The sequence below is a fragment of the Teichococcus wenyumeiae genome (assembly GCF_003696345.1).
Lineage (GTDB): Bacteria > Pseudomonadota > Alphaproteobacteria > Acetobacterales > Acetobacteraceae > Pseudoroseomonas > Pseudoroseomonas wenyumeiae.
Genome location: NZ_RFLX01000011.1, coordinates 164950 through 176919, shown reverse-complemented (window position 1 = coordinate 176919; position 11970 = coordinate 164950). Strand labels below are relative to the sequence as shown.

The 11970-nt window shown below is 66.6% G+C and carries 9 protein-coding genes; 4 read left to right on the top strand and 5 right to left on the bottom strand.

Annotation, left to right across the window (positions count from 1 at the left end; genetic code table 11):
- Positions 1-538: 538 nt before the first annotated feature.
- The 4 genes from EBE87_RS15760 (at position 539) to EBE87_RS15745 (ending at position 5135) form a co-directional block, all read left to right on the top strand.
- Positions 539-1795: an ABC transporter substrate-binding protein gene (locus EBE87_RS15760; RefSeq protein WP_120637520.1), complete on the top strand. Its 1257-nt coding sequence runs from the start codon at positions 539-541 to the stop codon at positions 1793-1795.
- Positions 1796-1856: 61 nt separating this feature from the next.
- Positions 1857-2732, top strand: a complete 876-nt coding sequence (locus EBE87_RS15755) for a branched-chain amino acid ABC transporter permease (RefSeq protein ID WP_120637519.1) — start codon at positions 1857-1859, stop codon at positions 2730-2732.
- Between the two features lies 1 nt (position 2733).
- Positions 2734-3648, top strand: a complete 915-nt coding sequence (locus EBE87_RS15750; protein WP_120637518.1) for a branched-chain amino acid ABC transporter permease — start codon at positions 2734-2736, stop codon at positions 3646-3648.
- Positions 3648-5135: an ATP-binding cassette domain-containing protein gene (locus tag EBE87_RS15745; RefSeq protein ID WP_120637517.1), complete on the top strand. Its 1488-nt coding sequence runs from the start codon at positions 3648-3650 to the stop codon at positions 5133-5135. Before EBE87_RS15750 ends, EBE87_RS15745 begins: the two co-directional genes overlap by 1 nt.
- Positions 5136-5197: 62 nt before the next feature.
- Here EBE87_RS15745 and EBE87_RS15740 read toward each other — a convergent pair whose 3' ends face one another.
- From EBE87_RS15740 to EBE87_RS15720, 5 genes are all read right to left on the bottom strand, one after another.
- Positions 5198-6127 carry a BKACE family enzyme gene (locus tag EBE87_RS15740; protein ID WP_120637516.1) on the bottom strand — a complete coding sequence of 310 codons (930 nt, stop codon included), beginning with the start codon at positions 6125-6127 and terminating at the stop codon, positions 5198-5200.
- Positions 6128-6130: 3 nt separating this feature from the next.
- On the bottom strand, positions 6131-7057 hold the full coding sequence (locus EBE87_RS15735; RefSeq protein ID WP_120637526.1) for a 3-hydroxyacyl-CoA dehydrogenase: 927 nt from the start codon (positions 7055-7057) through the stop codon (positions 6131-6133).
- Positions 7054-9588, bottom strand: coding sequence for a branched-chain amino acid ABC transporter ATP-binding protein/permease (locus EBE87_RS15730; protein ID WP_120637515.1), 2535 nt, complete (start codon positions 9586-9588; stop codon positions 7054-7056). Before EBE87_RS15730 ends, EBE87_RS15735 begins: the two co-directional genes overlap by 4 nt.
- A gap of 50 nt (positions 9589-9638) precedes the next feature.
- Positions 9639-10514: a branched-chain amino acid ABC transporter permease gene (locus EBE87_RS15725; protein ID WP_120637514.1), complete on the bottom strand. Its 876-nt coding sequence runs from the start codon at positions 10512-10514 to the stop codon at positions 9639-9641.
- Between the two features lie 86 nt (positions 10515-10600).
- Positions 10601-11854 (bottom strand): ABC transporter substrate-binding protein, encoded by a 1254-nt coding sequence (locus EBE87_RS15720; protein ID WP_120637513.1) that lies wholly within the window; start codon positions 11852-11854, stop codon positions 10601-10603.
- Between the last annotated feature and the right edge of the window lie 116 nt (positions 11855-11970).

The following is an 11970-nucleotide window of genomic DNA, read 5'->3' as shown; positions in this document are numbered from 1 at the left end:
CCCATGGCCCGTCTCCACGAACCAATATGCCGTCACGCACCTGGGGAAGCCTCAACCCAAACTCAACTGTAGAATTAGGCTGGGATGCCTGCATCCCTTGCCAAGGAGAATCTACCAGCGGCATCGCCAGCATGGCGGTAGCTCGCACGGCCCTGACCATCCTTAACCGATAGATGTTGGCGCCACTTAATTTTTGTAAATGTTCTTGTCATCTGATGGCAGGCCTCTTCCCGGTGACCAGACGGCACAGGCAGTGCCTGCGCGCACCTTCCTGAATGACGTTGTGACGAAGATGGCTTTTGATTCAGTCACGCAACACTGACTGTGTCTCATCTGGATTAAGAGGCCTGTTGCTCGCCGCCTCCATGATCTGAATGCCCAAAGATTACAGCAGCAGAATTTATCCGGGCGTTTGGAGAGGTGAAGGCAGCGGCGAGAGCGGGTGCCGCTGCTTGCCTTGCTTCAGTGGAATCGACAAGCTTCCTGTCAGTGGCCGGCTCAGATCGGCCGCACACAAGAAGAACAGGGAGAAACATCCATGCGCCGCATCGTCCGGCCTGGTTTTCGCGCCGCGCTTCTTTCCACTGCTGCCGCGCTGCTTCTGGGCACATCCATGGCAGCGAAGGCCCAGGACACCACTCCCATCAAGATCGGGATCATTGCCGAGCAATCCGCCATTGCCGGTGCCAGCATCTCCAACGCGGCCCAGATGGCGGCTGACGAGATCAACGCCGCCGGTGGCGTGAACGGCCGCAAGATCCAACTCGTGATCTACGACAATCACTCCTCGGCCACCGATGCGGTCCGCGCCTTCCAGCGTGCGGTAGGGGACGACAAGGTGGTTGCCGTGGTGGGCACCTATATCAGCGAAGTCGCACTGGCGCTGCAGCCATGGGCCAGTCGCCTGAAGGTGCCCTTCATTACCACGGGTGCGGCCAGCACGGATATCAGCAAGCGTGTTCACGACGACTATGAGCGGAACAAATACACGTTCCATGAATGGATGACGTCCGTTGCCATCGCCGATTCTGTGTGCGATTCGATCCACGAGATCCTGCAACCCAAGTACGCGCTGAAAACTGCTGTCATTTTCAGCGAGGATGCAGCCTGGACCACCCCGCTCGACAATGAATACAAGGCGTGCCTGCCAAAGATCGGCATCAAGGTTCTTGAGGAGATCCGCTTCTCCCCCGATACCAACGACTTCACGCCAATCTACAGCCGGATCGAGAGCCAGAAGCCGGACGTGATCGTCACCGGTACCAGCCATGTCGGCGTCCAACCGGTGGTGCAATGGGCACAGAAGCAGGTTCCCTTCGCAATGGTGGGCCAGACTTCTCAGGCCACCTCAGGCACCTTCTGGAATGACACCAACGGGGCCACACAGGGACTGCTGACGCAATCTGCCGCCGCTGAAGGTGCCGCAATTACAGACAAGACCATCCCCTTCATGGAAGGCTATGCCAAGCGTTTTGGCCAGCCGCCGTCTTACCCGGGCTTCTCGACGCATGATGCCATCAACGTGCTGGCGGAGGCGATCAAACGCGCTGGCAGCACCGCGGGTGACAAGCTGGTGGATGCGCTGGAACAGACTGACTATGTCGGCACCATCGGCCGGGTGCAGTTCTATGGCAGGGACGAGCCCTATACCCATGCCATGAAGTATGGTGCTGACTTCATCACCGGCGTCACGCTGCAGTGGCAACAGGGGAAGCAGGTTCCGGTCTGGCCCGCCCGGGTGGCAACGGGCCAGTTGCAGTTCCCCGCCTTCGTGAAGCTGCCAGCAGCACAGTGACAGGCCCCGCGGCCGGGCTTCGGTCCGGCCCGCCTTTTCCTCGCGACCGGCGGAGTGCCACGTGCTCACAGTTCAGATCCTGATTGACGGCTTTGCGATCTCAGCCTTGTACGGCCTCGGCGCCGTTGGCTTCACGCTCATGTTCGGTGTCTCCGGCGTGCTCAACCTGGCGCATGGCGGCATCATGGTGGTGTCCGCCGTCACGGCCTGGGTCGTGGCCGGCGAGTATGGCGCCGGCTCCTACCTGGGGGCGCTGGCCGGCGTCGTAGCCGGCATCGTCACTTCCTTCGCCACCTACTTCCTGGTGGTCCGGCCCATCCAGCGCAGCCGCGCGGTGCCGGATGTCGAGAAGGAGGTTTTCGTTCTCACCGGCACCTTGCTCTGGGGCATCATGCTGCAGGAGGCGGTGGCCTACTTCTACACCGATAATCCCAAGACCGTGCGCCCTCTGATCGAGGGCGTGACGGTGCTGGGCGGTGTCCGCACACCCACCAACGAATACCTGATCGCGGCGATCTGCTGGCTGACCATTGGCTTGCTCTGGCTGCTGGTGAACCGCACCAAGGCCGGCAAGGCTTTGCTGGCGGCTTCCATCAACCCTCGTGGCCTGACGCTGCTCGGTTTCGAGCTGTCTCGGATTTACCTGCTGGTCTGGGCCATCTACGGCGTGTTGGCCGGCGTCGCGGGCGTGCTGCTCGCAACCTTCCTGGGCACGAGTTCAGCACAGGCCGGGCAGCTCACGGCCAGCGCCTTCTCCATCGTGGTGCTCGGGGGGCTTGGCAGTGTCTCCGGTTCGCTGCTGGCCGCCTATATCGTGGGCTATCTGGAAACCTGCACGGCCTATCTGGTCTCGCCCACGATCCGCTCCATGCCGGTGCTCATCCTGCTGGTTCTGGTTGTTTATCTGCGGCCTCAAGGCCTGTTGGGGAGGCGCTAGAATGTTTGCCTCGCGTCAGTTCTGGGCTGCCATCGTGGTGGTCGTGCTGCTGGCCGCCCTGCCGCTCTGGCTTTCGAGCTATCTGCTGGGGGTGTTGACCATCGGCTATTACTTCGGCGTCTTTTCCATGGCCTGGGATCTGCTCTTCGGCTTCGCCGGGGAAGTGAACTTCGGCCCCACCTTCCTGACCGGCCTCGGCGCCTATGCCGCCGGGCTGCTGAACGCACAGGGGGTGGATCTGCCGCTCTGCCTGCTGGCGGGGGCAGGGGCGGCGGTCATCGGCGGCCTGGCGCTGGCGCTGCCGGCACTCCGGCTGAGCGGACCCTATTTCGGGCTGGTGACGCTGGTGGCGGTGCTCCTGCTGCAGCAATGCATCATCATCTTCGCCGGCGTCACCGGTGGTGAGATCGGCCTGACGATGAACGACATCCTCTCCATCGACGCCGATACCAACTATTGGATCGCGCTCGGCTTCATGACAGTGTCCGGCATCATCCTCTTCGGCCTCTCGCGCTCGGCGGTCGGGCTGATCCTCCAGGCCAGCGGCCAGGATGCGGTGGAGGCCGCGGCGCTGGGCTTCAACATCACCAAGCACAAGCTGGCGGCCTTCGGCATCTCGGCCTTCTTCTCGGGCCTCGCGGGTGCCATGATGGTCTTCTATCTCGGCACCGCATCGGTCGGCATCGTTGTCGATATTGCCATCGGCGTGCAGGTCATCATTGCCGCCATCCTGGGCGGGCGGCGCACCATCCTGGGCCCGGCTGTGGGCGCGGTGCTGCTGATCCTGGCTGGCGAGGCGCTGCGGCCACTGGGCCAGCTCAGCACCTTCGTTGTTTCCGCCGTCGCGCTGATCGTGATCCTTTTCCTGCCGGGCGGCCTGCTCGGCCGTGTCCTGCGCCCGAGGGGCCGTGCCTGATGTCCAATAACGCTCCCTTGCTCGAGGTCTCCGGCCTCTCCAAGCGCTTCGGCGGCCTGGTCGCCGCCCGGGATATCGGCTTCCAGATCGCCCCGGGAGAGATCCTGGGACTGATCGGCCCCAACGGCTCCGGCAAGTCCACGGTCATGAAGTTGATCCTTGGCGTCGTCCGCCCGGATGCGGGGCAGGTGCGGGTAGACGGCACCGATGTGGCAGGCTGGCCCACCCATCGCATCGCCCAGCAGGGTGTCGGCATCGTCTTCCAGCATTCGCGGCCGCTCCACCGCCAGACTGTGCTGGAAAACATCCTGCTCGCGCTTCTGCCCGACAGCTTCCTACGCCTGCGCGCCGGCCGCGTGGCGCTGGACCGCGCGCGGGCCATCGCGGAAAGCGTCGGCCTCAGCCATGTGCTGGGCCGGCGGCCGGGGACGCTGCCTTTCGCCGACCTGCGCCGCATGGAACTCGCCAAGGCCATCGCCCGCGACCCGAAGGTGGTGTTGATCGACGAACCCTTCGCCGGCCTGACCATGGGCGAGGTGGAATCCTTCGCCGAGCTGATCCGCGGCTTCCGCGCCCAGGGGCGGGCGGTGCTGCTGGTGGACCATAACGTCAAAAGCGTCTCGGCCCTGGTGGACCGGGTCTTCGCCATGTACCTGGGCGAGCGCATCGCCGAGGGCACGGCGGCTGAGGTGGTGCAGGACCCGCAGGTGCGGGAAGTCTATCTCGGCGGCGGCATGACCACCGCCACGCGCCCCCCCGTGGCTGCGACCGGCCGCAAGCCGCTCCTGCAGGTGAATGACCTCAGCGTGCTCTACGGGAAGGCCCAGGCGCTGGACCGGGTTTCCCTGCGGGTGGGGGAAGGCGAGTTCGTCTCGGTGGTGGGCCTCAACGGCGCCGGCAAGACAACGCTGTTCAGTGCCATCTCAGGGCTGGTGCCCTATCAGCAGGGCAGCATCTCCTGGCAGGAGGGCGGCGCCACGGTCCCGCTGGCCGGCCGCAGCCCCGCCAGCATCGCGCGTGGCGGCATTGTCCAGTGCCCGGAGACGCGGGAGCTGTTCGGGGACATGACGGTGCGGGAGAATCTGGACCTCGCCGCGCAGCACCTGCCGCCGGGTGAGGGCGCGAAGCAGCTCGCCTGGCTCTACGAACTCTTTCCGAAGCTCCAGGCGCGGGAGCGGCAGACGGCCAAGACCATGAGCGGCGGCGAGCAGCAGATGCTGGCCATCGCGCGGGCGCTGATGATGAAGCCACGTCTGCTGATCCTGGACGAGCCGACGCTCGGCCTGGCGCCCGTGATCATCGAGCAGATCTCGCGGGCGCTGGAAGTGCTGCGCAACACCACGCCGATCACGGTGCTGCTGGGCGAGCAGAACGTCACCTTCGCCCTGCCGCATGCGGACCGCGTCTATGTGCTGGAGCATGGCCGGATGATCTGGGAAGGTCCGCCGGGCCGCTTCGCGGCGGAAGCCGGCGAGGGTTATCTCTGATCGGCGGGCCATGCCGTGACGCGGCATGGCCCATGCTTTCTGGTCCGGTGGCAGCTCCTGCCTCAGAAGTTCACGTCGTGGCCGCCCTTGAGCGACAGCATCTCACGCGCCTCTTCCGGCCGCGCGATCTCCAACCCCAGGCCTTCGACGATCTGCCGGGCAAGGCGCACCTGCTCCGCATTCGTTTCCGCCAGCCGCCCGGCGCCAGCCCAGAGGCTGTCCTCCAGCCCCACACGGATATGCCCCCCCATGGCGGCGGCCATGGCGGCGATGGGCAACTGGTTACGCCCGGCACCCAGCACCGACCAGCGATAGTTGTCGCCGAAGAGCCGGTCCGCCGTCCGCTTCATGTGCATGACCTCGTCCGGATGCGCGCCGATGCCGCCGCGCAGGCCGAAGACCGTCTGGATGAACAGCGGCCCCTTCACGATGCCCTGGTCGAAGAAGTACTTCAGGTTGTGCAGGTGCGCGGTATCGTAGCACTCGAACTCGAAGCGCGTGCCGTTCGCGGCGCAGGTGGTCAGGATGTACTCGATATCCGCGAAGCTGTTGCGGAAGATGATGCTCTTGTCGGAGAGGTAGTCCTTCTCCCACTGATGCTGGAAGTCCTTGAAGCGATCCAGCATGCCGAAGAGGCCGAAATTCATGCTTCCCATGTTCAGGCTGGCGACTTCCGGCCTGTAGGTGGCGGCGGGGCGCACGCGTTCCTCGATCGTCATGGTCGGCGCGCCGCCGGTGGTGATATTCACCACGCAGTCGGAGCGTTGCTTGATGACGCTCAGGAACGGCGCGAAGGCCTCTGGGGACTGGTCCGGCTGGCCATTCTGCGGGTTGCGCGCATGCAGGTGCACGATGGCGGCCCCGGCCTCCGCCGCGCCAATGGCGGCGTCCGCGATCTGTTCCGCCGTGATCGGCAGGTGAGGCGACATGCTGGGGGTGTGGATCGCACCCGTCACGGCGCAGGTGATGATGACCTTCCGCTTCGCGGCCATGGATCAGTCCTCGTTCTTTTGCTGTTTATGGGCGCGCAGCGCGGCCAGACGGCGGTCGCGCCAGCGCATCTTGGCGGCCGGGTCGGCGGCCGGTTGCCATTGCGCCAGGATGGCGTCTGTCGCTGCCTCGCCATAGACGCTGGGCGGGGCGGGGTCGGCCGCCAGGCGCTTGTAGAAGCCGGTGTAGCGCGCGCAGTAATCCGGGATGCCGCCGGGGGCGTTCAACTCGATGGTCTCGAAAGGCCCCATGAAGGACCAGCGCAGGCCGAGCCCGTCCTTCACCGTGTGGTCCAGGTCCTGCGGCGTGACATAGCCTTCCGAGACCAGCCGGAAGGCTTCCGCCAGCAGGGCCCCCTGCAGCCGGTTGAGGATGAAGCCTTCCACCTCCTTCAGCACCGCGATGGGCACCTGCCCGATGGCGGCATAGATGGCGCGGGCCCGCGCGATGGTCTCCGGCGCCGTCCATTCCGCCCCGGAAAGTTCCACCAGCGGGATCAGGTGCGGCGGATTGACCGGATGCCCGATCAGGCAGCGCGCCCGCCCCGGCAGCGCCTCGGTAAAGAGGGAGCAGCGGATGGCGGAGGAGGAGGAGGCCAGGATCGCCTCCGGCGGCGCCGCCGCGTCGAGCGCGGCGAAAAGCGCCTGCTTCACCTCCAGTGCTTCCGGGCCGTTCTCCTGCACGAAGCTGGCTTCCGCCACCGCTTCCTCCAGGCTCGCCGCCGCCGTGATGCGGATGGCGGCCTCCGCCGGGGCAGGGCAGAGCCCGGCCTCGGCCAGATCCTGCAACCCGGTGGCGCAAAGGCCGACGGCGCCCGCCGCCACGCCTTCCACCGGGTCCCAGAGCCGCACCTGCCAGCCGGCGCGGGCAAAGATCATCGCCCAGGCACGGCCGATCAGGCCTGTGCCGATGATGGCAACCGTTTCCGTCACAGCCACAGCACCTTCCGACGCAGTTCCTGATCTTCGCGCAGCGCCCGGCTCTCGCCCGTCCACTGCACCGTGCCGCGCTCCAGCGCCACGGTCCGGTCGGACAGCGCCAGGGCGAGGTCGAGATGGTGGTCCACGATGATGATCGAGACTTCCTGGCGTAGTTGGTCGAAGGTCTCGAACAGTTCCTCCGTCACGGCGGGGGAGAGGCCCTCGAAAGGCTCGTCCAGCAGCAGCAGGCGCGTGTCGCCGGACAGGGCGCGGGCCACCGCGACCATCTGTTGCTCGCCGCCCGAAAGCCGGTCGGCGGCGACGTTCCAGCGCTCCCGCAGCCGGGGGAAGAATTGCAGGATGCGTTCCTCCTCCCAGTGCATCCCGGCGCCGGTGATGCGCTTGAGCCGCCCCAGCCCCAGGTTCTCCGCCACCGTCATGCTGGCGAAGAGCGCGCGGCCCTGCGGCACATAGCCGATGCCGCTGCGGGCGATGCGGTCGGTGCTGAGCCCGACCAACTGCTGCCCGGCCAGCGTGATGCTGCCGGAAGCCGGGCGTGGCGTGCCCATCAGCGTCTTCAGCAAGGTGGACTTGCCGGCGCCGTTGCGGCCGAGCAGGGCGATGATCTCGCCCCGGTCCACCCGCAGCGACACGTCGTTGAGGATGTGGGACTTGCCGTAGAAGGTATTCACCTTCTCCATCGCCAGCAACTGCTCGCCGGTCGCGGCGCTGGGGCGCGGCTTGGCGGCGATGGCCTCGGAGCCGGAGCCGAGATAGACGGCCTGCACCTTCTCGTCGTGGCGCGCCTCGTCCACGGTGCCATCCACCAGCACCTCGCCATCCGCCATCACCGTCACGCGGTCGGCCATGCGGAAGACGCGGTCAATGTCATGCTCCACCAGCAGCACGGGGATATCGGCGGAGAGCGTCTTGATCAGGTCGCCCACCCGCTGCCGCTCGGCGGCGGCGAGGCCGGCCAGCGGCTCATCCAGCAGCAGGATGCGCGGGCGCGTTGCCAGCGCCAGCCCCATGTCCAGCAGCCGCTGGCCGCCATAGGAAAGGCTGCCGGCCTCCGCCTGCTCCACGCCCGCCATGCCGGTCCAGCGCAGCAGCTCGGCGGTATCGTCGCGCAGGTCGCCGATGCGGCGGGCATCGCGGAACAGGCTGAACCGGGCCGGGTGCCGGGCCTGGACGGCAAGGCGGATATTCTCCTCCACCGAGAGCCCGGCAAAGAGATTGGTGATCTGGAAGGAACGGCCCAGGCCAGCCCGGGTAATGGCATGCGGCTCCATGCCATCCACCCGCTGGCCATCCAGCATCACCCGGCCGCTGTCGAGCGGGAACATGCCGGAGAGCAGGTTGAAGGCGGTGGTCTTGCCCGCGCCATTGGGGCCGATCAGGGCATGCAGCTGGCGGTCCTCCACGGCGAAGGAGACGTCGCGAACGGCCCGGACGGCGCCGAAGCTCTTGACCATGTGCTCGGCCACCAGCACCGGGCCGCTGCTATGGCCTTCGCGGATGAAGCGCTCCGGAATACGGCCGCTGTTGCCGGCCTGGCGTGCCGCCATGGCGGCGGCCTCTTCCGGCGGCTTGGGGCGGAAGGGCGCCAGCACGCGCTTGGCCACGCCTACCAGCCCGTCCGGTGAGAAGATGATGAAGCCGACAAAGAGCAGGCCGAAGATCAGCAGCCAGTTTGCCGTATAGGTGGAGAGCAGCTCCCGGAACATGATGTAGAACAGTGCGCCCAGCGCCGGGCCGAGGAAGGAGCGCATGCCGCCGATCACCACCATCGCCAGCAACTCGCCGGAGAAGGGAATGCCCATCGGGTCCGCGGAGGCGAAGCGGTGGTTGAAGACACTCAGCACGCCCGCGAAGCCGGTGATGCTGGCGGAAATGGTGAAGGCCAGCAGCTTGTAGCGGTTGGTGTGGTAGCCGATGAAGCCGGCGCGCTGCTCATTCTCGCGGATCGCGACCAGCACGCTGCCGGCTGGGGAGTTGTGGAAGCGCCACAGCCCGACCAGCACCACGAAGGCCAGGGCGGCGACCACGGTGTAGTAAAGGTTGGCATTGTCCAGCACCGCCCAGCGGCGGACATTGCCCAGCCCGTTCTCGCCGCCCGTCAGCTCCGTCCAGCGGAAGGCGATGGCGAAGAGCATGGCGGTGAAGGCCAGCGTCAGCAGCGAGAAATACACGCCGCGCCGCCGCAGGATCAGCGCCCCGGCCAGAGCCGAGAATGCCGCCACGATGACCACCGCGCCGATGGCCGGCAGCAGCATGTCATTGGGCAGGAAGTGGCGCTGGAGCAGCGCCGCCGCATAGGCGCCGATGCCGAACCAGGCGCCATGGCCGAAGGAGACCAGACCGGTCCAGCCGACGAGGATGTTCAACCCCATCACGGCCAGGGCGAAGACCACCACATCGGTGGCCGTGGTCATGGTCAGGCCGACCAGATCCATCAGGAAGGGCAGCGCCACCAGGCAGGCGAGCACCACCAGCAGGGGGCGGATCTCGCGCAGCAGGGACGGCCGGGGCACCGGAGTCATTGGCGAATCCTCGGCGGGAACGGGGGTTTGGGGGTCGTGATGCACAGGCGTCACTCGAACCTCTGGATGCGTTCACCCAGCAGGCCACGCGGGCGCAGCAGCAGCACCAGGACCATCAGCAGATAGACGGCGGCTTCCGTGGCGGGCGGGAAGGCATAGGCCGCGAGGCCGCGCACCACGCCCACCACGACGGCGGCCAGCACCACGCCCCAGAAGGAGCCCAGCCCGCCGATGACGACTACGACGAAGGCGAAGGTCAGGATCTCGGCGCCCATGGCCGGATGCACGCCGGTGACGGGCGCCATCATGGTGCCGGCGAGGGCGGCGAGGCCCACCGCGATCATCACCACCGCCGTCATGTAGGGCTTCAGCGAGATGCCGAGCGCCGCGACCATGTCGGGGTTCTGCACGCCCGCGCGCACCACGCGCCCGAAGGAGGTGCGGCGCAGCAGCACCCAGAGCGCGGCGACGCAGATCACGGCCACCGCCAGGATGATCAGCCGGTACTGCGAATAGATGAAGTCACCGAGGAAGATCTGCCCACGCAGCCAGAGCGGGATGGAGTAGGGCACCGGCGCCGCGCCGAAGATCATGCGCAGCGTCTGCTCGGCCACCATCGCCAGCCCGAAGGTCAGCAGCAGGCTGAGGATCGGGTCGCCGCGGTAGAAGCGGCGCAGCAGGAAGCGCTCCACCAACAGCCCCAGCAGTGCCACCAGCACAGGGGAGGCGATCAGCGCGCCGCCGAAGCCGATATGCGGAGAGAGTGCCACGGTGAGGTAGGCGCCAATGGCATAGAAGGCGCCATGTGCCAGGTTGACCACGCCGCCGAGGCTGAAGATCAGCGACAGGCCCAGCGCGATCAGCAGGTAATAGGCGCCGATGAGCAGGCCGTTGAGCACCTGCTCCAGAATAAACACGAGTTCCACGATACATGCTCCCGCATCCGGCGCCTCCGCCCCGAAGCGGGGCGGAGGCAGGGACTGGCTCGGCGACGGGCTTCAGCCCGGCGGCGTCAGCTCGGGAAGGTGCAGCTGTTCTCTTCCGGCGTGGAGGCCACGGCCTCCAGCGATTCATCCGCCGAGGGAATGGCGGCGGAGGAGGAGAAGATGTCCCACTGGTTCTTCACCTGCGAGGCCGGCAGCGCGGTGATGGCATAAAGCTCCATCATCAGCTGATGGTCGCGGGCGCGGAAATAGCCTTCGCGGGACTTAGAGATATCGAACTTGGCGCCCTTCTCAAGGTGTTCCACCACCTTGGTGGCATCGACGCTCTTCAGCTCGTTCATCGACTGCGCGATGATCTTGACGGCCGTGTAGTCGCTCCAGCCCTGGTTCTCCGGCGGGCGCTTCCAGCGGGCGCGATAGGCATCGGCGAATTTCTGCGCGGAAGGCGTCTGGATCAGGTGGTGCCAGACCGTCGGCCAAGTGCCGAGGAAGTTGCCGGGGCCCGCGCCCCAGGCCAGCGCCGTGTCGAAGCCGAAGCCCGCGACCGGGAAGCGCAACCCGAATTCGCTGTACTGCTTCAGGAAGTTCGTCACCTGCGCACCGGCGAGGTTCCCGATCACCACATCCGGCCGGGCCTGCCGGATCTTCAGCAGGAAGGGCGAGAAGTCGGTCAGCTCCGTCGGCACCAGGTCCTCGCCGGCCGGCGTGCCGCCATTGGCGCCGAGATAGGCCTTGGCGACACGCGCCAGGTCGTGGCCGAAGGCGTAGTCGGCGTTCAGCGCGTAATACTTCTTGCCCTTCACCAGACCCTGGTCGACCATGGCGCGACCTGCGGTCTTCACCATCATCGAGTTCTGGCTCTCGGTATGGAACATGTAGCGGCGGCAGTCGGAGCCGCGCAGCGCGTCCGAATTCGCGCCGGTATTGATGAACAGCGCCTTCTCCCGCTGCACCACCTGGCCGATGGCCAGCGCGGAGGCGGAATTGATCTCGCCCACGATGCAGGCGACCTTCTCGCGCTGGATATAGCGCTCCGCCTTGGCCGAGGCGGTCTGCGGATTGACGCTGTCCTCGAACAGGATTTCCAGCTTGCGGCCGGCGACACCGCCGGACGCGTTGATCTCTTCCATCGCCAGCGTCGCGGCCTGCACCGCGAATTCGCCCAGCGGGCCGAGGAAGCCGGTGCGCGGCGTCAGGTGGCCGATGCGCAGCACGTCGGACTGGCCCTGCGACAGGGCAGGGCGGGCCAGGGTCGCGGTGCCGAGCAAAGCGGCGCCGCCGGCCATCAGGCCGCGGCGGGTCATGGGAATGGCAGGCGGCATGAGGGGTATTCCTCCCGGTTAACTTCGATCCTGGACGTCGGGCCGCCTTGTGGCAGCTCCTTGTCGTTTCCTGATCCAGACCCCGTGCCGCGCTTCGACGCTTGCCGTAATCTGTG

Excerpts from the sequence above, each read along its gene's own strand:
- EBE87_RS15760 (WP_120637520.1), top strand. The coding sequence starts at position 539 with ATGCGCCGCATCGTCCGGCCTGGTTTTCGCGCCGCGCTTCTTTCCACT.
- EBE87_RS15750 (WP_120637518.1), top strand. The coding sequence starts at position 2,734 with ATGTTTGCCTCGCGTCAGTTCTGGGCTGCCATCGTGGTGGTCGTGCTG.
- EBE87_RS15745 (WP_120637517.1), top strand. The coding sequence starts at position 3,648 with ATGTCCAATAACGCTCCCTTGCTCGAGGTCTCCGGCCTCTCCAAGCGC.
- EBE87_RS15740 (WP_120637516.1), bottom strand. The coding sequence starts at position 6,127 with ATGGCCGCGAAGCGGAAGGTCATCATCACCTGCGCCGTGACGGGTGCG.
- EBE87_RS15730 (WP_120637515.1), bottom strand. The coding sequence starts at position 9,588 with ATGACTCCGGTGCCCCGGCCGTCCCTGCTGCGCGAGATCCGCCCCCTG.
- EBE87_RS15720 (WP_120637513.1), bottom strand. The coding sequence starts at position 11,854 with ATGCCGCCTGCCATTCCCATGACCCGCCGCGGCCTGATGGCCGGCGGC.